The sequence below is a fragment of the Micromonospora sp. NPDC050495 genome (genome assembly GCF_040655175.1).
Lineage (GTDB): Bacteria > Actinomycetota > Actinomycetes > Mycobacteriales > Micromonosporaceae > Micromonospora.
On record NZ_JBFAJK010000030.1, the window covers coordinates 64,228 to 87,534 of the forward strand.

Here is a 23,307-nt window from a genome sequence, read left to right on the forward strand (position 1 = left end):
CGGAGCGCCCCGGCGTGTGCGGAGGCTCATGCCTCGATTGGGACAGCCCGACCTGACACCAGAGGCGTTCGGCCAGACCGAGACAGGTCGTGTCCGGCTCTGTCAGGTTCGCCGCCGCCAGGACGCCCGCCCACCCGCTGACTGTGGAATGTCGGACGGTCGGGAACGGCGGGTTCTGTCAGATCGAGGGCGGGTTCGATCGGCCTGACAGCGACGCACTGGGGATCGTCAGTACGCCCGCCGGTCCGGGGGCCACCGTGCCCATGACCGACAGAAACCCGCGCCGCGCACCCGTCCCCGTCGGAGACGTGGTGGCCGGCGACCCGCCCGTACCGATCACCGTCTGGCCTGTCCCCGCCCCGCAGGCGAGCGAGACCATGTCCAACGCGATGGGCGTCCGACTGGTCCACAATCTCACCCACCCGTCCGACCTGATCATCGACCTGGCCGTGGGCCCACAGCTGGCCCAGGCCGTCATCGCCGCACACCGTCGCAGCCACCTGCAGGCGCCCCGTCCGGTCGGCTGGGGTCGAGAGCCGGCGGCGCTGATCGTCACCGGCTGGCCGATCGACGACGCTGCGCCACTGCCGGACTTCTTCGGCCGCTGCCGCGCCGGCCTTGCGCCGGGCGGCTGCGTGGCCGTGTTGCTGCCGCACGGCGACTGCACCGCGCCAGTCGACATCGTCATCGCCGCAAAGCGGGCGGGGCTGGCGTACCTGCAGCACATCGTGGCAGCCGACCGACCACCCCAGCGCGGCGAGCGGGCGCAGCTGGACATCCACACCGATGTGCTGATCCTGACCCGCCGCGCAACCGACACCGGGGTCACCGATGGCTGAACCCCTGCCGGTCACCTCGCTCTGGTTGACCTGCCAGCAGCCCGCCCGCGACCAGCGGCGTGGTCGTTACGTGCCGCAAACATCGAGTCACCCCGGGAAGATGCTGCCCCACCTGGCCGCCCACGCGATCAGCTCGTACACCGCGCCGGGTGACCTCGTCTTCGATCCGATGTGCGGGGCCGGCACCACGCTGGTCGAGGCCATGCACCTCGGCCGGCACGGCATCGGCATCGACGTCGAGCCGCGCTTCACGCAACTCGCCGCCGCCAACATCGCCCTCGCGCAGTCGCAGGGCGCCACCGGCACGGCGCAGGTGCTCACCGGCGACGCCACCGGCCTGCTCGATCTCATGCCCGCGTCCGCGATCGGTGAGGTGAGCCTCGTGCTCACCTCACCGCCGTACGGGCGCGGCACCCACGGCCTCGTGCACACCACGAGCACCGGGGTACGCAAACGCGACCACCACTACGGCGACCGGGACAGCGGCAACCTCGCCTACGCGGGCTGGTCGCGCCTGCTGGACGGGTTCGCCACGATCCTGGCCGCCAGCTACCAGCTGCTGCGCCCCGGCGCCACCGTGGTCATCACCTGTCGACCGGTACGCCGACACCGCGACGACCTGATCGACCTTCCCGGCGAACTGCTGGCCGTCGCACAGGCGATCGGTCTGGTGCCGGTGCAGCGGTGCGCGGCGATGCTCGCCGCCGTCCGCGACGGACAGATCGTGCACCGCGCCAACATGTTCGGGCTCCTCGCGGTTCGCCGCGCCAGAGCCGAAGGAATCCCCGTGCACCTGGTAGCCCACGAGGACGTGCTCGTCCTCCGGCGCTCAGCGGCGGCTCCCGCTGACCGCCGCCCGAGACCGATACCGCAAGCAGAACCGGCACTACCTGGGATCGCTTGACTGTCAGGTTCTGCCAGGAGACCGCGGCTGACAGACCCGTCCTCGCAACCGCCGACGCGCCTAGCCTGAGCTCTCACCCAATTTCCTGTGCCTTTGATCTGACGCCTTCCGCGACGGCATCGCGCCCACCACGACCGGTCGGCCGCCGCCGCCAGCCTCAGATCTGGCACCCACAAACCCGCGCCCCTCGCCCACGCGACCGGGACGCGGCATCCCCATCCCCTCAGGCGGCCACCACCAGGTGGCCGCCTTCGTCATGTCCCGAGGAGGACACATGCATCACCTGCCACCCGGCGGCACGCGCGCCGATCACCGCAACGCCGACCCGACCGGCCGCCGCGCCCATACCGGCGCACTCGTCGGCGAGGCCAGCGGAGGCCGCTCGGCCCAGCCCGCGGCACCGGCTTCGTCCGTCGAGCCCCTCAGCGACACCAACCGGTGCACCGACGGCAATCGGTGCGGTGCAGCGATAACCGATGTAAGCCTTACGGCCCGGCTCCGCGCTCTGCACGCCGAAACGATCGCCGCCGTCGAGCAGCGGCAGACCCTGGCCACGAAGGCCCGCTCCGGGCTCATCACCGCGCTGCAAGACCGGCTGATCTGCCGGCCCGGCTGCGAGGACGCCCTCGCCACCTGGGGTCTGCAACCGCTGCCGCAACGATGGGCCATCTGCGCGGCCGCGCAGCTGTCCCACATCCGGTCGCACGTCGATCAGCAGGAGGCCCGCGAGCAGGCCCGCTTCGGCGTGCCGGACGAGCTGCGTCACCTGCAGCCGGCGATGGCGGTCTACCCGCGCCACGTCATCGACGTGGCACCGGCCACGGACGCCGGCGACCAGCCCGGGCTGCGGCGGTACCGCATCACCGTGCAGGTCACGATCCAGACGTGGGTCACGGCGACCTCAGAGGCCGACGCCTACAAAGCAGGCCGCGCGATCGTGGGAAGGCACCTCTCCGCGCTGGCCGACGCCGGCATCGTGATCACCGCGTTGACGTGGCAGGCCGCTGACGGCCCGAGCGACGTGCCGGCGAACGAGATCGACAACGCACCGCCCGCGTCCGGCTCGGCGCAGGTGACCGGACTCACCGCCGACCTCACCGCAGCCACGGCAGCACGGGACGCGGCGGTGCAGCGCCTCACCGACCTGAAGCGCAGTATCCGCGCCCGCGCGATCCGCGCCCTGGTCGACGAGGAGATCGGCGGCATCTACCAACACACCGCCGAGCGGGTCGACCGGTTCCTGGCCGACCTCGGCCTTGACCAGCTACCTCGAGCGCACCACCTCACAGTGGCCGCCGAGCTGACGCTGCGCCTCGCCGCCGGTACCACGCGGGAAGCGTGCGACACCGCACGTGGCCTGATGCAAGCGGCTACCACCAGCAGTCCGGATGAATCGCGGCCGTGGACCGCGTACGGCTGGGCCGTCCCCGAGTACGTCACCGCCGACGAGCACGGCTGGCGGATTACCTGGCAGCACGAATACGAGATGTGGCTTCGCGGCCGCAGCACCGCGCACGAAGCGACGGCAGCGGCCGAGGCTTTCGCCCGCGCGGACCTGGACCGGGTGCTGGCGGACATCGACCACCACGTGATCACGGTGGCCGCCAGCGTCGAGGCCCTCGGCATCGACCTGTACCTCGACCCCGACCGCGACTGAATCCCCGCCACCAATCCACCGACAGGAGAACATCACCATGTCGTTCTCAGACGACAAGCTGACCGTGCGATCCCCAGCCGACCTGGTGACCGCAGTGCCCTACCTTCTCGGGTTCCGCCCGGACGAGGGCAGCGTCGTCGTGATCGCAACCAGACAACGCCGGGTCATCTTCGCCGCCCGCGGCGACCTTCCCGCCCTCGACGCCCCCACGGCCGACCTCCTCGACCTCGCCGCCAACCTCGTCCCAGTTGTGGAGCGGCAGCAGCCGATCACCCACCTCATGATCGTCGGATACGGGGAACCCGGCCACGTCGACCCGGCACTGCGCATCCTCAACGAGGCCTTCGCCAACCGCGGCATCACGATCCTGGACCTGCTACGCGTCACCGGCACCCGGATCTTCAGCCTCCGCTGCGACGACCCCGCCTGCTGCCCACCCCAGGGAACCCCGTTCGATCCCACCGCATCACTCGTCGCCGTGCGGGCAACCGCCGCCGGGCTCGTCGCGCTACCGGACCGGGCAGCCGTGGCAGCCCGATTCGCTCCGGTCGACGGCACCGTCCGCGACCGCATGCGCGAGGCCACCGCAGCGGCGCTCACCCGCCTGACCACGCTGCAGGCTGCGGGCAACAAGGAAGCAGACGAGGCCGGCGCGCAGGCAGTCCGCGACGCGCTGCGACAGCACGACGGCGGCAAGCTCCTCACCGACGACGAGGTCGCCTGGCTCACTGTGCTACTGCAGCGCACCGCTGTGCGGGACAGGGCCGTCGAACTGACTCAGCCCCACGACGGGCACGTCACGTTCTGGGCCGAGGTCACCCGCCGCGCCGAGGAACCGCTCGTTGCGGCACCGGCCGCGGTGCTCGCCGTCACCGCGTGGCGCTGCGGCGACGGCGCCCTGGCCGGCATGGCCGCCGAACGCGCCCTGCAGGCCGACCCCGCATGCCGGCTCGCTCACCTGATGCTGCAAGCCCTGCACGCCGGAGTCCCACCAACGGTGTTCGACCAGGCAGCCCCGACCGACACCACCACCGAATAACCGAAACCACCCAGGACCAGGAGGACCACCATGGATCCCACCCGCAGCATCCTGCTCGCCCTCGCCAAGAAAGCCGAGGAAGCCCGGCTGCGCTGGCACGCCGACCGCGCCGCCGTCCGAGCCCGCGGCGAAACCCCGACCCGCAGCGAAGCCTACGCGTACCACGTCCAGGCCAACCTGTGCCTGATCACCGCGATCGACGCAGCCGACCTTCCCGCCGGCTTCCGCCTCTACGACGTCACGCTGTCGCGCGACCCGCTCGCCGCTGCCGAGCAGCTGCGCCAAGCCGCCGTCGCTCACGATCACAGCGGCCCGATCGAGGTCGCACACGAGGCGGGCCGCCTGGCCTACAAGGCGGCGTTCGCCGAACCCGTCACCGCACAAGAACAGCAGCACATCGACCTGCTCGCCGGCCTTCCCGCAGCCCGATGCGACAAGATCATCGAACTGGCCGAGGAACGCACGTGCTACCGCAAAGCATGAGAACCGGTCAACCGGCGGCCCCGTTCCTCATCAGCGTCCACGCCACGGCGCACCTCATCCCCGGCGAGCCTGCTCCGCTTACCCAGCGAAAGGAAACGATGAGCCTCTACACCCTGACGCCCAAACCCGGCTACGAGCGCTACACCATCCAGGTCGGCTGGAACCCGAACGGCACCTACTTCGCCACCGTCGTCGACTTCGCCTGGGACCCGCTCACCGACCCCGACAACGCGCCCGACACGGTACGGGTCGGCCCGGTCGACGCGAACCATGATCCGACCGAGGTGCTCCTGGCCGTCGAACCGTACGCCGACATCCCCCCTGGCCTGGCCGCCGCGCTCCGCGCCGACCGAGCCGCACCCCGGCAGAGCCTGCCGCCCGCCGGCGGTGCCCTGCCGCCGGGCACATTCGCTGACTGACTCCCACCCCGCGCGGCCCCCACGGGAGGCGCCCACCACGGTGCCGTGAGCCACACGGCACCTACAGAAAGAACGGCCCGCCAGCAGGCGGGCCGTCGTCGTATCAGGACCCGGGACGCCCGCCTACCAAACGTCGCGTCCCGGGTTCTCCCATGAAATGGAGGACCTCAGTGTCCCTGCCCCTGATCATGATCGCCACCACGTTGGTGGCGTTCACCCTCGGCGGCCTCACCACATGGCCACTCATCCGCCAACTCCAGCACCGACTCACCGACGCCATCTGGCAGCTGGAACACGACCCGCTCACCGGCCTGCTCAACCGCGCCGGCCTACTCACCGCGCACACCACCCTCACCACAGCCGACGACGCCGGACCAATCATGGCCGTCCTGATCGACCTCGACGACTTCAAACCGGTCAACGACACCCACGGCCACGACCGAGGAAACGACGTCCTCGCCCAGATCGGCGAACGCATCCACGACATCGCCACCCTGCACGGCGGCATCGCCGCACGGCTCTCCGGCGACGAGTACGCCGCCCTGCTGCCCGTCCGGACCACGGACCCAGCGCGCATCGGCGAGATCTTCGTAACTCTCATCTCCCAGCCCGTACAGCTGGGCGCGGACCGCGAGCCCGTCACCGTCACCGCCAGCGTCGGCCTGGCGCTCGTCGAAGCCACCGACCCGCTCCAAGAGGTAGCCCTGCGCCGCGCCGACATCGCCATGTACCACGCCAAGCACCACGGCCGGAACCGCCACTGCAGCTACGAGCCCGGCATGGCGATGCCCGCGGCCGAGCACCATCGAGGTCCCCGCCTCCGCGATCGCGGACAACTGAACAGCAAGGCGACGGCATGACGGCCCCCCGCGAGGAGATGGCCTGCCAGATCTGCCTCTCCCCGCTGAACACCCTCGGCACACCATCCACCTACATCCACCCGATCCAACTCGCCACCGACGGACACGAACCAGTACCCGTCCCGGTCAGCCAACTGCACACCGTGCACCGCACCTGCGACTTTTGCGGCGACCCCTACCCGCTCTGGACGCTGCACGGCGGCGAACTCGCCGCCGTCGCCGTCGGCCCAGCCGGGGGAGTGGTGCAAAACTTCGGCGACAGGTGGGCCGCCTGCGCCACCTGCCACACCCACATTGACGACGGCAAGAACGACAAGCTCGTCGACCGGGCGGTCCGGACGCTCGGCGTCGGCGACCAACCCCAGGCACGAGAACGCATCGCGCAACTGCACCAAGGGTTCCTGAACGCCCGGCTCCCAGAGCGCACGCTCATCACGACGACCGCCTGGCCCACTACCACCATCGCCGCCCGAGACCTACCGAAGGTCCGCGACCGGCTCGCCCACCTATACCGAGGACCGGACGGCCTCCCCGCCCCCCTCACGGCCACCGACGTACGTCACCAGATCGCCGACGGCCTGGACCGGTCACACCTGTTCTGGATCGACGGCGACTTCGCCGACCTAGCCGAACACGCCGCAGACATCCTTCCCGAGGTCACCATCAGCCGAGACCTCGTGCCCTCCACGGACGGCCTGATCGTGTGGTCTCGGGCGGTGACAAGCCGCCAGATCATCGCAGCATCGTGGACCGCCCGGCGCGACGACTGGGAAGTGGCCACTTACCGCGCGATCGGTGCAGGACTGGACGGCGAACCGCTACAGCGACTCCGCGAAGACGCGGGCTGGCTCGCACCAATCAACGCGGAACGGGTCGACGAACGACACCTGCTACCCGGCAACCATCCCGCCGCAGCGCTGGTGGCGACGTGGCTACTGATCGGGCAACAGACCGCAGAGATCACGACGGCGGACGTCGACAAGGGCATCCGCAAGGCCTACGCCCGCGCCAACCGGCCGGTGCCCGAGGTGCGCATCGTCAGTATCCGCGCCTACAGCGCCACACGGGCCGGCACGCGACCCACATCGGGCGACTCGGGGCTCTCCCACGGCAGCCGGTTCTGGGTATCTGGCCACTGGCGCAACCAACCACACGGACCTGGTAGAGCCTTGCGACGCCCGGTCTACATCAACCCGTTCCTCAGAGGCCCAGACAACGCGCCCATCAAACTCAGCACCACCGTACGCATGCTCGGCAGTCGTAGCCCGAAGCGGGAGGATTAGGAATAGACGGCGCTGGCCCGTGGGGCAGGACGGAGGACTCAACCCCACGGGCAGCGAGAGCTGCCAGGGCCTATCGTCCGGCTCCGCGGTCGCACACCGTCTCCGGACCGCTTGCGGCGGTAAGCAACCACGTTCACACCGAAGAGGTCACTGGTTCGATCCCAGTATCGCCCACCATAGATATATGCAGGCAGGAAGCCCGTCACCGGTTCAGCCGGTAACGGGCTTCCGCGCTGTTGCCCCTTAAATTGGGAGCAGATTGGGAGCAGGCGGTTCGGCTTAGCTGTCCACCGCCATTGGCCGCCCGGCGGCGGTACTGGTTACCGTCCCGGACCGCGCCCGCCGGCTGATCGTGAAGCCGGACATACCGCGACCGGCACCCGCCTGACGAAAGGGCGGCCCGCTATGGCTCACCGGCGTGACCGACGGCCGTCGGTCCGGTGGGCCGCCCACTCGCCGGTCCACATCGCGAGATCGTGTACCCAGCCCTGGGTGCTCTGCCGGGACTTCGCCGACCACTTCGATGCGTTCCTTGACGCGAAGTGGTCCAAGACATGGCGGTCGGTCGCCGTCCATGCGGGAAACTGCGCTAGCCATTCTTCTGCCTGTTCGGCGCTGTGGCCGCTGCCGATCAGCCACTGGACGAGCAACGCGAGTTCGACCCATGGTGCGGCCTTGGTTGCCCACGCCCAATCGACGATCCGTAGGCCGTGTGTGGTCACGATCAGGTTGGCCGGGTTGAGGTCGGAGTGGATGAGTGTCTCGCCGTCCATCGCCGGGTGCGTAAACCCGAGCCGGGCTGTCGGGGTGAACCATGGCTCGCCCGGCGCGGGAGTCTCCTGAAGTGTCTTCAGCGTGACTGCGAGCAGATCGAGATCCGCATTGCCGGGTGACAGGTCGGGGTGGGGACCGGCAAGATGCTCGGTCCCCACCACGAGCCAGCCATCGGACTCGAAGTGCCACAGGACTGCGGGTGGGTGCCGGTCGATGGCGCGGGTTGCCGCCAGCTCGTAGCGCAGTGACCGAACGTTCAACTCTCCCAAGGCCGCCTTGACGAAGACCGGTCCGGCGGGCCCGGTGACCGTCGAGGCGATCTCGGCGTGGTTGCCACTGGGAGCCGGGGTGACGGCGAAGGCTCCGCCGATCCGTTGGGCGATCCCTGTCGTGACACTGGCAGGCAGAGCGGTCCAGTCGCTACGCATCGGTTCTCTTCTCTGCTATCTGCCGGGCTGAGGCGGGTTCGGCGGGCAGCAGGACTCGGCCTCACCACCCCAGAATTCCATGTCGACCCGGTAGCCGGTGTCGTGCAGCGCCGCGAGTGTGTAGGTGATGGCGGTGCCGTCCTGCATGGCCTCGGTCAGGATCGGCCGGTGGTGTACGTAGTGGCCGGCGATCTTCTTGCAGGCGGCGGTGTAGGGCTCGCTGATCTGGAGTGCGGCGTGCCATACGGCGTCGACCGGCCGGGTGGGCACGACCCGGTAGGACTCGCCGGTCGGCAGGAGCATCCCGAAGTCGGGCTGGTCCACACGGTCGGCGTACGCCTTCAGGAAGACGAGAAACTGCCCGACGGCACGCTCGGCGTAGGTCTGGGTCACCTCCTGCCTGGCAGCGACGTAGCGGGCGATCCTGTCGAACACCTCGGCCGAGACGAGGGTGCGAGGATCTGCGGCGGTCGTCGTGACCGGCCTGTCTGCGGTGATACTCAAGACTCCTCCTTGGTTCTGTGCGGGTCAGCGAGGAAGGTGCGGCTTCGCGTCACCTTCGAAGCGGAGTTGCGTCCGTGCATGTTTTGCGTAAGCGATCATGGTGCGCGGGAGGCTCGCGGCAAGGTCGGTGCGGAGGCGCCCTCGCCCTCGGCAGGCGACAACGCATAGTCACCGGCCCTCCAGGATTGACCTTCGGAACGGTCCCCAGGCCACGAAGCGCTCGAACATCTCGCGCGGGCTCGGCCCGTCGTGCGGGTTCAGATGGAAGAGGTCGCGCATCGCTTCGTACATCAAACCGCTGAGGTAGATCGAGAGGGCGGGGAGAGCGCACTCGTACTCAACTTTTAGTAGGAGACGCGCCTCGGCGCAGGGCCATGGCCGGCCACACGAGCGGCACGCCCACATCGGCCGCAGCGGGGTATGCGGGGGTGCTGTCTCCGTCCTGTAGCTCGGCCGGTTCGGCGTAGGTCCGGCGCTGGGGATGGGCAGCTTGGACGCCATCACCAGCAGCCTCCATTCGCGCGCCACTTCTGCCCGTAATGAAGTTGCCCACCCGGCCCGGCTGCGCGATCGGAAGCAGCGCTGCGAGCCCCTTCCCCCAGGGAGCGGCGCTGACCGCGAGCACCTTCGGCGGTCTCACCAGCGGCCAACCGGATGCGCGGGGCTGATTGGCATAGAGCGTCGAGGCCGACCACCTCCACACCACGGCCGCGGAGCGCGTCGACGAAATGTGAGCCGATGAATCTGGCAGCGCGGGTCACCACCAGCACCCGGGCCATCATCGCTGCCCGCCCATTCCGGTCCGCTGCGCGAACACCCACTGCCACACGTAGGTGAGTAAGGGCGGGTCGGCCGGCGAGACCGTCGCCCGGCCGGTAGCCCGCACCGAGACGGGAGTCGAGGGGTGTGGGATGCCTGTCGTGTTGCCAAAGGCCTGCCGCGAGACGTACAGAGTCATGGCGCCACCGTTCGACGAACCCGACCCATTGGCTGCAAGTCCTGGTGGACCCGCCGGAATCCCGGCGGGTCCACCATCGCGAGGCGGCGGCTGGGAACACTCCGCCGGTCACCCGCCCGCGCAGCCCCGATGGCGGTACGCGGACGAGGAGTCACCCTCACGTACGCGCATCCGGCCGCCGCCACAGTTGAACGAGGCAACTCCCTGGCCGCCTTGCCAAACTCGGTCAATCTGTCCACCATGAATCCCCTGGCGTCGATGACATTGGGTCGGTGAGCAGGCCCGCCACTCGGCAGCGGTCTTCGATGCTCGTCAACAGCGAACCGTTCGGAGGAGCCAACCGGTACCGTCCACTAGCCGTCCGCTCGCAACCAGTCAGTGACGGACCGTAGCGGAGGTGGCTAGCGTGACCGTCGTCGACACGCAACGCGGAGGTGCTCAGATGGCCGGACGGCGCTATCCCCCCAACCGGCGGCTAGCGTGGGAGAGGCTTCAACGGGGCTGGTCGTACGAGGAGGTCGCCGAGCGTATCCGCGTGGGTTTGAGCCACGCCGGAGAGACCGACACTGGACTTAACGCGAACACAGTGCGGCGATGGGAGACCGGTGAACGGTGGCCGGACCCCCGTTACCGCAAGCACCTGGTGGCCATCTTCGACAAGCCAGCCAGCCAGCTCGGCCTCCTCACCCCCGATGAGCTGGCCATGTGCCCGCAGGCGGACACACTGCACGAGTTCAGGAGGTTGTGGGACATGCTCACCGGAGACGAGAACGAAGCTGGCTGGGACCGGGCAGCCGTCCTGCGAGCACTGTTCGGCGCCAGCATGCTGCCCCTGGTCGCGCCGCTGCTGTCACTGGACCCACAGGCGGCGCGCGCCGACACGAAAACCATCGACCCGGACGCGTACACCGACATTGTTCGCTGCCAGCGTGCCCTGTACTGGACCAGCCCGGCCCGGCCGCTCTACGAGGCCGCCTACGCCCACACCCAGCTCGGCACCGGACTCGTCCGAGCAGCGAGCGGCACCAGCCGCACCACCCTCGCTGCCGCCCTCGCCGAATCCGCGCTCCTCACCGCCCGCCTGGCGTTCTTCGACCTAAACCAACCCGCCATCGCCCAGCGCTGCTACGACGTCGCCCTCGCCGCCACCCGGGAAGCCGGCGATCACGCCCTGGCCGCCGCCGTCCTCGGCCACATGGCCTTCATCCCCGCCTTCAGCCACGACCCCTCCGCCGCCCGCCCACTGGTCGACGCGGCGCTGCAGCACACCTGGCACGGCGTCAGCCCGACCGTCCGCTCCTGGCTGCACTGCGTCGCATCGGAAGTCGAAGCCCGCGCCGGCGCCGGAGCAGCCAGCCGCCACCAGATCGACCTCGCCGCAACCGCAATCGAGGCCAACCCCACCCCGCCGGAATGGCTCGACTTCTACAACGCCGGCCGACTGCACTCCTTCGCCGGCTACGCGGCCCTCGCGGCCGACGACCACCCCGAAGCCACCAGACAGCTCACCAAGGCTCTCGCCGGCCTAACCACCACCGCAGCCAAGCAGCGCAGCATCATCCTCGCCGACCTGGCCTCCGCGCATAGCGACGACGGTGAGCACGCCGCCGACTACCTCAACCAGGCGATGGACGCCCTGCACAACGACTGGTACGGCACTGGCCTCGATCGCGTTAGGGAAGTCCGGCCCATACTCGGCGACAGCCGACAGGGCAGGCAGCTCGACGAACGCATCGCCGCTCTCGCCGCCAGCCGAGCCGCCCTACCTGGCAGCTAGGCCGCCGACTCGTTGTGCTTGCGCACCAGCTCGGGCAGCTCAGCCAGCGAGTCGAGCCGGAACAAGCAGCGCTCGCTGACGTCCTTGTCGTCAAGGATGTACCCCCACGGGCCGCGCCGTATTAGCGCGGTAGCGATCCCGGCCTGCTGCGCGGGCCGGATGTCGTTGTCCAGCCGGTCTCCGACGTACAACACCTGATCGGCTGGGCAGCCCGCCTCCGCCACAACGCGGTCGAAAAACGCCACCGACGGCTTCTCCACTCCCCAGCCGTCGGACGTGCCAATCACGTCCACCGGCATGTCCAAGCCGCGCAGGATCGTTTCTGCCCGAGCGGTCTGGTTACCGGCGAGGCCGACCTGTACGCCCAACTCACGCAGCGCGGCCAGGCATGGCCGGGCATCCGGGTAGAGGTTCTCCTCGGAGAAGTGTTCGGGCTGGCCGACCGCTGCGCGGCGCTCGCGCTCTTCGGTCAGGTCGAACCCGGGGCGAAAGACCTGGAACGTCTGCCGGTAGTCCAGGCCGCGAGCGATCACAGCCCCGAAGACCGCCGAGAAGGTGTGCCGGGGTACACCCAGCCAGTCCGCCCACGTCCCATACTCCCGGGACTCGTCGACGATCGTCTCGCCCACGTCGAAGAACACGCTCGCGATCACAGTCTGATTGTGCCTTGCCAGCTTCCGACGGGATCGTTGCCCCCTACGGTCGCCATGGCCAGGAAGACCGGGCAAAAGGAGCGGTGGGCCGACCCGGCGAAGTGTGCGATGCCCGGGGCACGGTGGAACTAGCTGGCCCGCGAGGGGCGTGATCACGCAGGATTGGCGCCGTGCACGCCACTCGCTACCAGTCCACCGGCGCCCGTAACGACAAGGGGACTCAGCCGCGATGGGCCGTGATCGATCGGGCGCTTGCGTCCTTCGCGGGCAAGTCCATCCTCGTATTGATCGCCGCGGCGCTTGACTCCCCGTCATGTCGCCCCTGGGAGTACCACCTGACGTTGCTGTGGCAATCCGGTGAAATTCGAGCGCCGGTCAAGCAGTGACGTCCTAGCGCGACAGCGGGTGAGGGAACGACCAGGGCTTGAGGTCGAAGGAAACCCCATAGTCCGCGAACTAGGTTCGACCACTCTCCGCGACCTGGGGAAACACACATACCCGGCGAGCGCGGACGCGCACGCGCGGTGACGGCCGAGGCTACGGTTGGGGTTGGGTTCAACTCTTCCGTTCATGCAGTCTCTGGTCGCGGCGCCTGGTACTGCACTGATGTCGGCGGAAGGCTCAACGGTGCTTGGCGGGCACCTGATTTAGCTGGCACCGCTCCTCAATCAGTTAGGCGCATCCATACGATTGTTCCCGGCCAACAGGGCTGCGGTCCCAGCTTTCGTATTGGCTTCTGAACTCGCTCTGCGGAGTTTGTAGAACAGGTTCGGTACGCGGGGTCCGTCGCGGCGAAGGAGGAAGGCAGCGTCCTGGACCTCTCGGCAGTTGCTGATCGCGAGCGTACCGGGCTGGGTGGTGTATGCGTGCCAGAGGTCGTCAATCTTGTGCTCGGCTTGTTGCCGTGCGTTGGCGTGTTGCCAGTGCTGTCGGGCGAGTTCGATGGTGTCGAGGAACGCCGGAGCGCTGGGGAGAAAGATCTTGATCAGATAGTCGGCGAGGCTCAGGTCTCGCACTAGCGCGATGACGAGTCCGATGATGAACCAGATAACGCCGGTGGTCAGGATAGTGGCGCTGTAGGCGCGGTGTTCCTGGCGGCTCCACACCATGCTTTGGCGTTGGCAGAGCAGTACGTCGGCCGGCCAGGGTGTGGTGCCGAGGTCGACGCTGTACCAGTTGCGGTATTTGCTGTCGTCGGAGACGTGGCGGGCGGAGGCGGCCACGTCTTCGGGGGCAGGTTTGCGGCCGGCGAGGGCGGTGTTCCACGGTAGATGGAAGAGGTTGGTGTCGTAGAGTTCCTGGACTCGGGCGGCGTGCTGGGTGGCTCGTTGTTCCATCCCGGTTAGCAGGGTGCGGCCGAGGACGAGCCATCCGGCGCTGATGGCGGCGACCAGGTCCGTGGTGGCCGGGATGAACAAGGAGATGAACGGTCCGACCGCGGCGAGAGCGAACGTGCCGAGGGCGCGGGCGCGCCGCCAGCGGTGGGCGATCTGGTAGTCGTGGCTGTAGGCGAGTAGCCGGTTGAGGTGCTGTGGTTCGTCCTGGCGCTGGGTGATGCGGGCCGAGTCTCCTTCGGGCACGGGCCGGTCCGTGGGTGTGCTCGTCACGAGAGCGGGAACAGCGGGCCGAACAGGGCGCGCCACGCGGTCAGGGCTTCGCCGGTGCGTCCGGTTCGGTCGAGGTTGATCGCGTTGGTGCAGGCGGCCTCGGCCGCGCGGAGCGCCTTGCGGGCGGCGTCCATCTTCGCCGGGTCGTTGTCCACCACATCGGAGACGTCGGGTCCGATGTGGGCGGGGTCCGTCCAGCCCTCATCGATGCGGTTGGCGGCGCTGGCGAAGAACTGTCGTAGCTCTCGGGGGTGGCTGCCGGTCCACCGGCCGGTGATCAGTTCCAGAGCCATCACCTCGATGAGGAAGGACGGCTCGACCGGGTGCCCGGCGACCTGGTTCCACTTTTTGATCATCTTGACCAGTGGTTTCCACTGCTCCGCGAAGCCCTTGTTGGCCTCCCGTGCCGCGTCGTAGTGCAGTTCGGGGTTGGTGTGTACCCACTCGCCGGTGACGTCGTCGGGGATCAGGTAGTGGTCGTCGTTGACGAAGGCGGGTACGACGTCGAAGGACGCGACCTCCTCGGCGTCACTGACGTCGTCGACGATGCGGATCCCGAAGTCCACCCGGACGGCGCGTCGGTCGCAGCAGACGCGGTCTTCGCCGTAGTAGGGGACCAGGGCAGCCCGTACGACTTCGAGGATGTCGTGCGGGTGCCGGTCGAGGTACTCGATGTTACCCAGCACGATCATGATGTCGACGTCGCGCAGCGGTTTGGTCTTCGTGTGCCGCCGGTAGGCGCCGGTGAGGAAGTCCCTGACGATGTCGAGGGTGTGGTCGGCGTCGAGCTGCTCCCGGATTCGCTTCTGCCGGGCACTCGCGGACGCGTCCTCGGTGGCGGTGGTCTCCAGGTTGGTGCGGAACTTGTAGAACGCCTCGTTGACGCTAATCATCCGTTGCTCCTGGTGTAGTAGTGCAGGCCAGCGCCGAGGCTGCCGCCGCCGATGGCGGTGCCGACGGAGTGCCGAGTAAACCCGGCGGTCGAGCGGAACGTGGTGGTGGACCAGCCGTCCACCGACGGGTAGCCGGGGGCGGTGTCGGCGATCAGCCGGTAGTTGCAGCGCGACGGGTACGAGCCGTTCTTGAGCACCGTGTAGGAGACCGTATCCGGGTCCAGCCACAACTCGCCGTCACCGTCGCCGTAATAGCTGTAGTCGATGGTGAAGTCGAAACGTCCCACCAGATCGTCGCCAGCGCGCTTGCCCGGGTCGTAGATCTCCAGCACCAGGCCCTTGAGATGCCCGGAGTTGAGCCACGCGGCGATGCCCGCCTCCAGCACCGCCCACTCGCCCGTGATCTTGCTGGTGCTCAGGCCGCTCTCCCGGATGATCTGCTTCATCCCGCGCAGCATGTTCGTCGCGACGTGGGTGGTCGCGTGAGCGTGGGTGTTGACGCGGACGGCAGTGGTCACGATCGCTCCAGTTCCGCGTAGTCGATCACGACACGATCGCTGGCGCCCTGCTGCGGCATCGCACTGGCCGTGGAGATGCCCTCGGTGACGTCCCGGACCTCGAAATGCGGATAGGGCCGCAACGCGCTACGCACCTCGTCCAGGTCGGTCACGCCGCACGGCAGCGAGATCCGCCAGCCGGACTCGGCCAACGGCCAGGTCGCCAGAGCCGCCGGCTCCTCGCCCTCGACTGCGGCCGCGCCGTGCAGCGTGTAGATCCGCACCCGGTCTCCCGCCACCGGCATGACCACGATGGGAGCCTCGCCGGTGTACTCCTCGGCGATCAGCATGGCGACCGTGCTCGTGACCGCCGTCAAGTCAGCGCGAGCGCTGGCACCCGGTGGAGTGAGCAGGTCGATGATCGAGTTCCAGGTCGCGACCGAGGTGCGGACGGGCACGGACGGCACCTGCCGTGATGCGACGCTCATCAGTGGCCGCCTTCCTCGCGCAGCACCGCCAGGAGATCTTGACCGGTGACCCGGTCGGGATTGCCCTGCGCCTCCTGTCGGTACGCGCAGGCGGCAGCGACGGCTTTGCGCAGCCGGCGCCCATCCAGACCGTCGGACTCCTCGGCCGCCGCGTCCAGCAGCGGGGGTTCCAGCAGCTGACGCGCTCCGGGGAAGGCGGCGGCGACCGCCGCAGCAGCGTGCTCGAGGATCTGACGACGCGCGGCGCGGTCCGGCAGCGGCACCTCGACGATCCAATCCGCGCGCGAGGCTAACGCCGGATCGAGCGCGTCACTGAAGTTGGTCGTCGCCACGATCAGCATCTGCGGGTGGCGACGCGCGAGCCGGTCGAGCCCGACAAGGGCCGCATCCACCGCCCGATGCACGTCAACCGGGTTGGCCTCCATCGACAGCGCCGCCCGGTCGGTGAACAGCGTCTCCACCTCATCGAGCAACACGACCATCGGACCCGCGGCGGCATGCTCATTCAGCAGGGTCCCGAACAACTGCTCCACCGCGCGCTGGCTGCGCCCCAACGACGAACTGGCCAGGCTGTGCGGATCGACCTCCACGAACAACCATCCGGCAGCGCTCGGTACGGTACGGGCCACCCGGTCCGCCAGACCCCGCGCGACGGTGGTCTTGCCGACGCCGGGCTTGCCCGTGAGCAGAACGACCCCGTGCAACGGCAGCGCGTCGAACGGCACCGCCGCGCGCAGATGCGCTTCGGCGACCGCCGTCCGCAGCAACCGCTGCTTCATCCCGTCCGGCAACACGATCGCCGACCACGCGGCAGCGAACTCATCGTTCGGCAACAACCGCGCATCGGCCACCCCCGGTGCCGCATCATCCGGCAGCCGCCGGACTTCAGACCCGCGAAGACCGCGCGTCATAGTTCCCCCCAAACCATCACGAGCGCCAGCTGACGCCCCTCCCGCGTCGGCTCGCGCACGAACCCAGCCCGACAAGTAGACGCCGAGCTACTCTTGACGTTGAGGACTCTACGACATGTACCGATCAAGGTACAAGCTGGCGGAGGGTGCCCACGCCGTGTCGTGTCGCCCTCGGCGATGTTCCAACTGGCGGTAGGGATATTTTTAATCTCAACGGTCAGTCCGGTATCGGTGATGGAGGTGTAGGTGAGCGACCCGATCGACATCGAGCTGTTGGGGCGGCTTGTGCGCGCCGAGCGCCTCAAGCGCGGGCGGCTCAGCCTCCGCGCAGCGGCCGAACAGGCCGAAGTGCCGTTCAACACGCTGGCGCGAGTCGAGAAGGGGGACCTTCCCGATCTCGCGAACTTCCGGCGCATCGTGCACTGGCTCGGCCTGCCGCCCGAGCGGTTCTTCCAGCCGCCCCGGATCAGGACCGAGAACACCCCCGAGGTCATCGCCCACCATCTCGCCCGCGACCCGAACCTGACCGACGCGGCCGCCGAGAAGATCGCCGGGCTTGTCCGCGAGCTGTACACCAGCCTCGCCAGCATCCAACGGCCGATACGCGTGCACCTTCGCGCCTCAGCAACGTTCAAGCCAGAAGCCTCGCGCAAGCTCTCCAGCCTGCTTGAACAGATGCAGCAGAAGCTGGAGTCCATGCCGCGAGCAGAACACTAAGCGGACGAGGCAGAGACCCCGATGCGACGAGGCTTCAAGACCGAGGCCGAACGACTTGCCGACCGCACCCGAGCCGAACTCGGGCTCCAACCGCATGCCCACATGCCGATCCGAAACCTCGCCGCGCACCTCGACATCGAGATCCATCCCGCCGACCAACTCGTCGACCGCGCAGAACTTGAAGAACTCGACGAGCTGCAACCGGGCGCGTTCTCAGCGGCGACCTTCCACCTGCCAGGCGGCCGGACCGCCATCGTCTGCAACCCGCTTAGCGAGATCGGGCGGACCAACAGCGACATCGCGCACGAGATCGCCCACGTCCTTCTTAACCATGAAATCCGAGAGATCCAGCAACTCGCCGGCCACACCTTCTTCACCTGCAACCCCGAACAGGAAGAAGAGGCGAACTGGCTCGCCGGCTGCCTGCTTCTGCCCAGGCCGCTGTTGCTCAGGGAGGCGTACGCTGCCTCAACCCCCGACCTGATCGCGGAAAAACACCACGTCAGCGTGCCCATGGCCAGATACCGCCTGAATGCCAGCGGCGTGCTCCTACAGGTCCAACGGTCCCGCGCCGGGCGAAACGCACGCTCGTAGCTCCTGGGGCGGAACACCGCAGGCGCAGCGCCACCGCTTCCTGCCGAATCCGGCCTTTATTGGGAGGGAGGCCCTGGTTCCCGTTGGCCAAAGACCCTCTACGTAGGTCCGGGCAGAGGTGTGGACGGCGTGGTTGTCATGCCGACCGCCCACGAACAGCCGGGGCCACTACGACAAGTTCCTGAGCTGCGGGAACATCCTTCGGGTGGTGTCACCTCCGGTTCGCCGGCGCAGGCGGCGTCCGCACGCGCGACCAACCACCCCCACCGGCCATCGTCTTCGAGGCGCTCACCGAGCCCGCTCGCGACCGGCGCGTCCCTGGCTGCGACTATTCGAAGACGGGCAATCGCCGAGATCCTGCACGCCGAGCATCCGCGCATGGTCGTCTGGTCGTCGCTGCGCTAGGCGACCGGATGCGCTGTGCGTTCGACCTGGGTGTCCGCTACCGGGATGCTCGTGGTGTACCAATAATTGTCATTACGGCACGCTTTTCGCTTGACGCAACGCCGAGCGGGTCAGGCCGGAAAAACCGTTAGATCCACACTTCCCAGGACATCAGCGCGGGACGCCAGGCTGTGAGAAGCCCCGCCATGCCCTGGGCGGGTCTGCGGCTGCCGTACGGGCTGCGCGAGTCGTGAGTTGGTCCTGGGCAGGGGAGCCGCGTCGGCCATTCGCGGAAGTCGAGCATGTGTTGAATGTTGCGGCTAAGGATGTACACGGTGGTGTAGTGGTCTATGGACGGTGCCGCGGCCGAAGTTCTTCCGGGGCCATGCGATCAGCGGAGCCGGGTAGGCGGTCGACGTCGAGGACGAACGGTTCCGGTCGGCGCTCGTCTAAATCGATCAGCCGCATCTGGTAGGCGGTAAAGTCGTAGAGGAATGCAGCCGTCGTACAAGTTGACGGCGACGTAGCCGGCGGCGGTGATGGCGGGTGCGCGTTGAGGATCGTGCCGACGGCGGCCTGCGCCTCGGGAACAGGGAGTTTGCTGGAACCGGGTCAGCGGCGCCATTCGATGGTGAACGTCAAAGGCCGGGTTAGTTATAACGCTCTGGAGTCCTCGCAGAACAAGGGGTAGTTTGGTTAAGCCGCAAGCCGCGTACGTCCCCGGCGCGGGGCGAGCTGCTGCACGGCCGCGTGTCGGATGCTGGAGGTGATGATGGTCGCCCTGATCGACCCGGCTTGGTGGACGTCGGGGACCTGGGAGGGGCGGCCAGTCAGGGAGTTCCTGGAGAAGCGCGATGTCGCGGTGGTCTTTAGGTTCCTGCGCGCGCGGGGCGTGTCGTACGGGGCAATCGCCGCTCTTGTCGGTGTCTCCGCCAACCGCGCCGCCGAAATCGCCAAGGGGACGCGACAGGTCACGGCCTACGAGGTGCTGGAGCGGATCGCCCTCGGTCTGAACATCCCGCGGGCTGCCATGGGTCTCGGCCGTGAGCGGGATGTGCCAACCGCGGGAGATGTGCGGACGAGCGTCGAACATTCACCCCGCCGGATGAACGAGAGTCCAGCCACCGATGCGGGCGGTCTGGATCGCCTGCGCGCGGAGCTGGACGAGGCACTGTCGTCGTCCAGCGTGTCGCCTCGGCATCTGGAGCTGGTCGAAGAGTCGACGAGTGAGCACATAAGGGTTTATCCCTCGGCGCCACCGACGGTCATGCTGTCGAGACTTGCGGCCGATTGTGCCGAGGTGCAGGTCCTGTCGCGCCGGCGGCAACCCGCGACGGTTCAAGCCCGCCTGTCGGGCGCCGCAGCTCTGCTGGCGACGATGTGTGCCGACGCGCTCATGCGACTGGGCAACGCCAGTGAGGCGCGGTTGTGGTACCGGACGGCGATCCACGCCGCGGACGACAGCGCGGACCCGCGGCTCCAGGTGTTGGCGCGCGCCCAGGCGGCGATGCTGCCCTACTACTTCGGTGACCCACACCAGACGGTGACGATGGCTGATCAAGCGCTCGCCATTACGGCTGCGGCGTCGCCGTCCGGTGCACTGGCAGCCGCCGGACGTGCAAGGGCATTGGCCCGTCTCGGGGCTGCTGACCAGGCGAGAGCAGGGATCGAGCAGGCGCACCGCATGTTCGACGAGGCAGGCGACGACGACAGCGACGCGGCGTTCCGCTTTCCCGCGAAGCGGCTGCTGTTCTACCTGTCTGGGGCAAGGACATGGCTTGGCGACACGAAAGAGGCGTACCGGATCCAGGACGAAGCGCTGAGCTTGTACGGTCCCAGGCCGAGGGTGCCGATTGATCCTGCTCTTATCGCCCTGGACCGTGCCCTCTGCCTCGTACGCGACCTTCGGTTCGCGGAGGCTGCAGTAGTTGCTTGCGCCGCCGTCGCCGGGCTGCCCGAGTTGCAGCGCACGGAGATCGTCCTGTCCAAGGCGGCTCAGGTCGTATCGGCGATTCCGCAACCCGCACAGGGCAGGGAGGTGATCGAGTTGGCGGAGTACGTGCGGGCGTGCCGCGAGCGGAGCCGTACCCTTGCAGCCGGAACTGCCGTGCTCGAACCCTAGGGGCCACATGTTCGTCGAGGCACGAACGCGTCCGATGCTTGCCGAGGTGTGTCGGAAGCTGGGCTGCTCTGCTGCCGAGGCGCAGCTGCTCCGGCATCACACCAACGCGGTGTACGCCGTGGGCGACGTGGTAGTCAAGATCGCGCCGATGGAGTTCGGACTCGACCGCTCGCGAACGGTGGTGGCGGTCGTTGACTGGTTATCGGCCAAGGGCTTCCCGACCGTGAGTCTGTGCTCCCAGGTGCCGGATCAACCGCTCGTGGTCGGCGGGCACGCCGTCACGGTGTGGCAGCGTTTGGACCCGGCGGACGACAACCCTGTCACCACCGCAGAGCTCGGGCAACTCCTGCGTGAACTGCATGGCTTTCCGATGCCGCCAGTGGAGCTGCCGAGGCTCCAACCAGCCGAGAGCGTCCGCAGGTCCGTGGACAACGCCCACCTCATCGACGATCTGGACCGCGACCTGTTGCTGAGCCGGCTCGAGGTTCTCAAGGCGGCCTGGTCATCGATGGCGTTCCCGCTGGGAGACAGCCTGATTCAATCCGACCCCCAGACCCGCAACGCTTTACGGCGGTTCGACGGTACCCCGGTCCTGGCTGACTGGGACGGTATCGCGGTCGGGCCGCGGGAGTGGGACATCGCCACCGTTGCGGTTCACTGTCGGCGATTCGGTGGCGGCCGGCAGGCGTTCGCGGACTTCACCGCCAGCTACGGTTGGGACGCCACCACCTGGTCGGGCTTCGAAGAGCTCTGCCGATTGCGTGAACTCCAGATGATCGCCACCAACGCGCGCAAGTCCCGGCCTGGCACGTCGGCAGCTGCGGAGGTGCATCGCCGGCTTGACGGTCTTCGCAACGAGAATGGTGCCGAGCTGCGTCGCTGGCAGATTCTCTGACCAACGGTAGGCGGCGCTCCAACCCGGTCCGCTCGGACGCGGAAGTTCGGCCCGGGATATGCGGTAAGGCGACCGCCCCATATCGGTACGCTGCGTGCATGGCATCGCCAAACTCCCCCGTGCGCGTTCGATTTGCCCCATCGCCGACAGGCATGTTCCACGTGGGTAACGCCCGCTCTCTGCTCTACAACTGGGTGCTGGCCAAGCAGTCCGGCGGCACGATGGTGCTGCGGATCGAGGACACGGACGCCGAACGCAGTAAGCCGGAGTGGGTGCAGGGCATCATCGACGCCATGGCGTGGCTCGGCGCCGGCTCCGATGAGTACGAGGGACCTCTGTTCCAGTCCGCCTATGTCCAGCACCACCGCGACGCCATCGCGAAGCTGCTCGCGGCAGGTCAGGCCTACTACTGCGACTGTGTGCGTACGCAGGTCGTGGAGCGAACCGGCAGCGAACACAAGGGGTACGACGGTTACTGCCGCGACCGCGGGCTGGCCGCGGCCCCTGGCAGCGCAGTGCGGTTCCGGACGCCGGACGAAGGTCAGACAGTCGTGCGGGATCTGGTGCGCGGCGAGCCCACGTTCGACAACGCCACGATCGAGGATTTCGTCATCGCACGTGGTGACGGCTCCCCGGTGTTCCTTCTCGCGAATGTCGTCGACGACATGGTCATGGGCATTACCCATGTCATTCGCGCCGAGGAGCACCTGCCGAACACGCCTAAGCAGCAGCTGCTTTGGGTGGCGCTCGGGCACGAACCGCCGGTGTGGGCCCACGCGCCGATCCTGGTCAACGAGAAGCGGCAGAAACTGTCCAAGCGCCGGGATCGGGTCGCGCTGGAGGACTTCCGTGCCGAGGGGTACCTGCCCGATGCGATGCGCAACTACCTGATGCTGCTCGGCTGGGCCCCCTCCGGTGACCGGGAGATCGTCCCCTGGGACGACATCGTGAGGGAGTTCCGGATGGCCGACGTCAATCCGTCGCCGGCGTTCTTCGACGTCAAGAAGCTGCGGGCCTTCAACGGCGACTACCTTCGCGCGCTGAGCACGGAGCAGTTCATCTCGGCGTGTCAGCCGTGGCTGCGCGGTGAGTACGCCCCCTGGCGGGCTGAGGACTACGACGACGTCGCCTTCGCCGCTGTCGCGCCGCTGGCGCAGACCCGAGTCGCGGTGCTCAGCGAGATCGTCGCCATGGTGGACTTCCTGTTCCTGCCGATCCCGTCGATCGACGAGGCTGCCTGGACGAAGGCCATGACCGGCGAGGCCCTGGCGCTACTCAGCGAGGTGGCTACCGCTTTCGAAGAGGTGGAATGGGATGCCGAGTCGCTCAAGCGCACGGTCGAGAGGTTAGGGGCAGCTCGCGGGCTGAAGCTGGGTAAGGCCCAGGCACCGGTCCGGGTTGCCGTGACCGGCCGTACCGTCGGACTGCCCCTGTTCGAGTCGTTGGAGGTGCTCGGCCGGAGCCGCACTGCCGCGAGGATCAGGAGTGCGATCGACCGGCTCTCATAAGGTCTAGACGAGTAAGTTCTAATCCTGATCAGTGGTCGTAGGCGGTCAAAGATCGGGTGACGGGTTGGCCGGTAGCTCGGTTGTGCCAGATGGCGGCGGTCAGGGCCAGGATG

At 68.1% G+C, this 23,307-nt stretch carries 25 protein-coding genes; 15 read left to right on the top strand and 10 right to left on the bottom strand.

Going from position 1 to position 23,307, the window contains the following annotated elements:
• The first annotated feature begins 89 nt into the window (after positions 1 to 89).
• The 8 genes from AB0I11_RS24475 (at position 90) to AB0I11_RS24510 (ending at position 7,484) form a co-directional block, all read left to right on the top strand.
• A complete protein-coding gene (locus AB0I11_RS24475; protein ID WP_357324837.1) occupies positions 90 to 839 on the top strand; it encodes a hypothetical protein in 750 nt (249 codons plus the stop codon).
• Positions 832 to 1,743: a DNA methyltransferase gene (locus AB0I11_RS24480; RefSeq protein ID WP_357324840.1), complete on the top strand. Its 912-nt coding sequence runs from the start codon at positions 832 to 834 to the stop codon at positions 1,741 to 1,743. The genes AB0I11_RS24475 and AB0I11_RS24480 overlap by 8 nt, the downstream gene beginning before the upstream one ends.
• Before the next feature lie 274 nt (positions 1,744 to 2,017).
• Positions 2,018 to 3,400, top strand: coding sequence for a hypothetical protein (locus tag AB0I11_RS24485; RefSeq protein ID WP_357324843.1), 1,383 nt, complete (start codon positions 2,018 to 2,020; stop codon positions 3,398 to 3,400).
• Between the two features lie 85 nt (positions 3,401 to 3,485).
• The gene (locus AB0I11_RS24490) at positions 3,486 to 4,439 is read left to right on the top strand and encodes a DUF4192 domain-containing protein (RefSeq protein WP_357324846.1); all 954 of its coding nucleotides are present in this window, start codon (positions 3,486 to 3,488) and stop codon (positions 4,437 to 4,439) included.
• 30 nt (positions 4,440 to 4,469) lie between these two features.
• Entirely contained in the window at positions 4,470 to 4,922 is a 453-nt protein-coding gene (locus AB0I11_RS24495) for a hypothetical protein (RefSeq protein WP_357324850.1), read from the top strand.
• A 98-nt stretch (positions 4,923 to 5,020) separates the two neighbouring features.
• Positions 5,021 to 5,341: a hypothetical protein gene (locus AB0I11_RS24500; RefSeq protein WP_357324853.1), complete on the top strand. Its 321-nt coding sequence runs from the start codon at positions 5,021 to 5,023 to the stop codon at positions 5,339 to 5,341.
• 170 nt (positions 5,342 to 5,511) lie between these two features.
• Positions 5,512 to 6,201, top strand: coding sequence for a GGDEF domain-containing protein (locus tag AB0I11_RS24505; RefSeq protein WP_357324857.1), 690 nt, complete (start codon positions 5,512 to 5,514; stop codon positions 6,199 to 6,201).
• Positions 6,198 to 7,484, top strand: coding sequence for a hypothetical protein (locus tag AB0I11_RS24510; protein ID WP_357324860.1), 1,287 nt, complete (start codon positions 6,198 to 6,200; stop codon positions 7,482 to 7,484). Before AB0I11_RS24505 ends, AB0I11_RS24510 begins: the two co-directional genes overlap by 4 nt.
• A 410-nt stretch (positions 7,485 to 7,894) precedes the next feature.
• Here AB0I11_RS24510 and AB0I11_RS24515 read toward each other — a convergent pair whose 3' ends face one another.
• From AB0I11_RS24515 to amcA, 4 genes are all read right to left on the bottom strand, one after another.
• Positions 7,895 to 8,686, bottom strand: a complete 792-nt coding sequence (locus AB0I11_RS24515) for a phosphotransferase (protein WP_357324863.1) — start codon at positions 8,684 to 8,686, stop codon at positions 7,895 to 7,897.
• A gap of 15 nt (positions 8,687 to 8,701) precedes the next feature.
• On the bottom strand, positions 8,702 to 9,190 hold the full coding sequence (locus AB0I11_RS24520) for a hypothetical protein (protein ID WP_357324866.1): 489 nt from the start codon (positions 9,188 to 9,190) through the stop codon (positions 8,702 to 8,704).
• 168 nt (positions 9,191 to 9,358) lie between these two features.
• A complete protein-coding gene (locus tag AB0I11_RS24525; RefSeq protein WP_357324869.1) occupies positions 9,359 to 9,691 on the bottom strand; it encodes a hypothetical protein in 333 nt (110 codons plus the stop codon).
• A gap of 277 nt (positions 9,692 to 9,968) precedes the next feature.
• Positions 9,969 to 10,148 carry a multiple cyclophane-containing RiPP AmcA gene (amcA, locus tag AB0I11_RS24530; protein WP_357324871.1) on the bottom strand — a complete coding sequence of 60 codons (180 nt, stop codon included), beginning with the start codon at positions 10,146 to 10,148 and terminating at the stop codon, positions 9,969 to 9,971.
• 406 nt (positions 10,149 to 10,554) lie between these two features.
• On the opposite strand from amcA, the gene AB0I11_RS24535 reads away from it, so the two are divergent.
• Positions 10,555 to 11,925, top strand: a complete 1,371-nt coding sequence (locus tag AB0I11_RS24535; RefSeq protein ID WP_357324875.1) for a helix-turn-helix transcriptional regulator — start codon at positions 10,555 to 10,557, stop codon at positions 11,923 to 11,925.
• Here AB0I11_RS24535 and AB0I11_RS24540 read toward each other — a convergent pair.
• Positions 11,922 to 12,578, bottom strand: coding sequence for an HAD family hydrolase (locus tag AB0I11_RS24540; protein ID WP_357324878.1), 657 nt, complete (start codon positions 12,576 to 12,578; stop codon positions 11,922 to 11,924). The two genes, AB0I11_RS24535 and AB0I11_RS24540, sit on opposite strands and share 4 nt — an antisense overlap.
• Before the next feature lie 170 nt (positions 12,579 to 12,748).
• Between AB0I11_RS24540 and AB0I11_RS24545 the strand changes: the two genes are divergently transcribed.
• Positions 12,749 to 12,964, top strand: coding sequence for a hypothetical protein (locus AB0I11_RS24545; protein ID WP_357324881.1), 216 nt, complete (start codon positions 12,749 to 12,751; stop codon positions 12,962 to 12,964).
• Between the two features lie 282 nt (positions 12,965 to 13,246).
• On the opposite strand, the gene AB0I11_RS24550 is transcribed toward AB0I11_RS24545, so the two are convergent.
• From AB0I11_RS24550 to AB0I11_RS24570, 5 genes are read right to left on the bottom strand one after another with little or no spacing between them, the layout of a single operon-like run.
• A complete protein-coding gene (locus AB0I11_RS24550; protein ID WP_357324884.1) occupies positions 13,247 to 14,158 on the bottom strand; it encodes an S-4TM family putative pore-forming effector in 912 nt (303 codons plus the stop codon).
• Positions 14,159 to 14,181: 23 nt separating this feature from the next.
• Positions 14,182 to 15,078, bottom strand: a complete 897-nt coding sequence (locus tag AB0I11_RS24555; RefSeq protein WP_357324887.1) for a CBASS oligonucleotide cyclase — start codon at positions 15,076 to 15,078, stop codon at positions 14,182 to 14,184.
• Positions 15,075 to 15,596: an HORMA domain containing protein gene (locus AB0I11_RS24560; RefSeq protein ID WP_357324890.1), complete on the bottom strand. Its 522-nt coding sequence runs from the start codon at positions 15,594 to 15,596 to the stop codon at positions 15,075 to 15,077. The genes AB0I11_RS24555 and AB0I11_RS24560 overlap by 4 nt, the downstream gene beginning before the upstream one ends.
• Positions 15,593 to 16,063 carry a hypothetical protein gene (locus AB0I11_RS24565; RefSeq protein ID WP_357324893.1) on the bottom strand — a complete coding sequence of 157 codons (471 nt, stop codon included), beginning with the start codon at positions 16,061 to 16,063 and terminating at the stop codon, positions 15,593 to 15,595. Before AB0I11_RS24565 ends, AB0I11_RS24560 begins: the two co-directional genes overlap by 4 nt.
• Positions 16,063 to 16,974 carry an AAA family ATPase gene (locus tag AB0I11_RS24570; protein ID WP_302765944.1) on the bottom strand — a complete coding sequence of 304 codons (912 nt, stop codon included), beginning with the start codon at positions 16,972 to 16,974 and terminating at the stop codon, positions 16,063 to 16,065. Before AB0I11_RS24570 ends, AB0I11_RS24565 begins: the two co-directional genes overlap by 1 nt.
• Positions 16,975 to 17,220: 246 nt before the next feature.
• On the opposite strand from AB0I11_RS24570, the gene AB0I11_RS24575 reads away from it, so the two are divergent.
• The 5 genes from AB0I11_RS24575 (at position 17,221) to gltX (ending at position 23,194) form a co-directional block, all read left to right on the top strand.
• Positions 17,221 to 17,691, top strand: a complete 471-nt coding sequence (locus tag AB0I11_RS24575; RefSeq protein WP_302765943.1) for a hypothetical protein — start codon at positions 17,221 to 17,223, stop codon at positions 17,689 to 17,691.
• A 21-nt stretch (positions 17,692 to 17,712) separates the two neighbouring features.
• Positions 17,713 to 18,285, top strand: coding sequence for an ImmA/IrrE family metallo-endopeptidase (locus AB0I11_RS24580; protein WP_357324899.1), 573 nt, complete (start codon positions 17,713 to 17,715; stop codon positions 18,283 to 18,285).
• A gap of 1,141 nt (positions 18,286 to 19,426) precedes the next feature.
• A complete protein-coding gene (locus AB0I11_RS24585; RefSeq protein ID WP_357324903.1) occupies positions 19,427 to 20,791 on the top strand; it encodes a hypothetical protein in 1,365 nt (454 codons plus the stop codon).
• Positions 20,792 to 20,798: 7 nt separating this feature from the next.
• Complete coding sequence (locus tag AB0I11_RS24590) at positions 20,799 to 21,686, top strand: phosphotransferase (RefSeq protein ID WP_357324906.1); 888 nt, start codon at positions 20,799 to 20,801, stop codon at positions 21,684 to 21,686.
• 98 nt (positions 21,687 to 21,784) lie between these two features.
• The gene (gene gltX / locus AB0I11_RS24595; RefSeq protein WP_357324909.1) at positions 21,785 to 23,194 is read left to right on the top strand and encodes a glutamate--tRNA ligase; all 1,410 of its coding nucleotides are present in this window, start codon (positions 21,785 to 21,787) and stop codon (positions 23,192 to 23,194) included.
• Positions 23,195 to 23,307 lie beyond the last annotated feature (113 nt).

Coding starts and splice junctions, on each gene's coding strand:
- AB0I11_RS24495 (WP_357324850.1), top strand. CDS start 4,470: ATGGATCCCACCCGCAGCATCCTGCTCGCCCTCGCCAAGAAAGCCGAG.
- AB0I11_RS24580 (WP_357324899.1), top strand. CDS start 17,713: ATGCGACGAGGCTTCAAGACCGAGGCCGAACGACTTGCCGACCGCACC.
- AB0I11_RS24485 (WP_357324843.1), top strand. CDS start 2,018: ATGCATCACCTGCCACCCGGCGGCACGCGCGCCGATCACCGCAACGCC.
- AB0I11_RS24510 (WP_357324860.1), top strand. CDS start 6,198: ATGACGGCCCCCCGCGAGGAGATGGCCTGCCAGATCTGCCTCTCCCCG.
- AB0I11_RS24525 (WP_357324869.1), bottom strand. CDS start 9,691: ATGGCGTCCAAGCTGCCCATCCCCAGCGCCGGACCTACGCCGAACCGG.
- amcA (WP_357324871.1), bottom strand. CDS start 10,148: ATGACTCTGTACGTCTCGCGGCAGGCCTTTGGCAACACGACAGGCATC.
- AB0I11_RS24585 (WP_357324903.1), top strand. CDS start 19,427: ATGCTGGAGGTGATGATGGTCGCCCTGATCGACCCGGCTTGGTGGACG.
- AB0I11_RS24590 (WP_357324906.1), top strand. CDS start 20,799: ATGTTCGTCGAGGCACGAACGCGTCCGATGCTTGCCGAGGTGTGTCGG.
- AB0I11_RS24515 (WP_357324863.1), bottom strand. CDS start 8,686: ATGCGTAGCGACTGGACCGCTCTGCCTGCCAGTGTCACGACAGGGATC.
- AB0I11_RS24480 (WP_357324840.1), top strand. CDS start 832: ATGGCTGAACCCCTGCCGGTCACCTCGCTCTGGTTGACCTGCCAGCAG.
- AB0I11_RS24565 (WP_357324893.1), bottom strand. CDS start 16,063: ATGAGCGTCGCATCACGGCAGGTGCCGTCCGTGCCCGTCCGCACCTCG.
- AB0I11_RS24555 (WP_357324887.1), bottom strand. CDS start 15,078: ATGATTAGCGTCAACGAGGCGTTCTACAAGTTCCGCACCAACCTGGAG.
- gltX (WP_357324909.1), top strand. CDS start 21,785: ATGGCATCGCCAAACTCCCCCGTGCGCGTTCGATTTGCCCCATCGCCG.
- AB0I11_RS24570 (WP_302765944.1), bottom strand. CDS start 16,974: ATGACGCGCGGTCTTCGCGGGTCTGAAGTCCGGCGGCTGCCGGATGAT.
- AB0I11_RS24500 (WP_357324853.1), top strand. CDS start 5,021: ATGAGCCTCTACACCCTGACGCCCAAACCCGGCTACGAGCGCTACACC.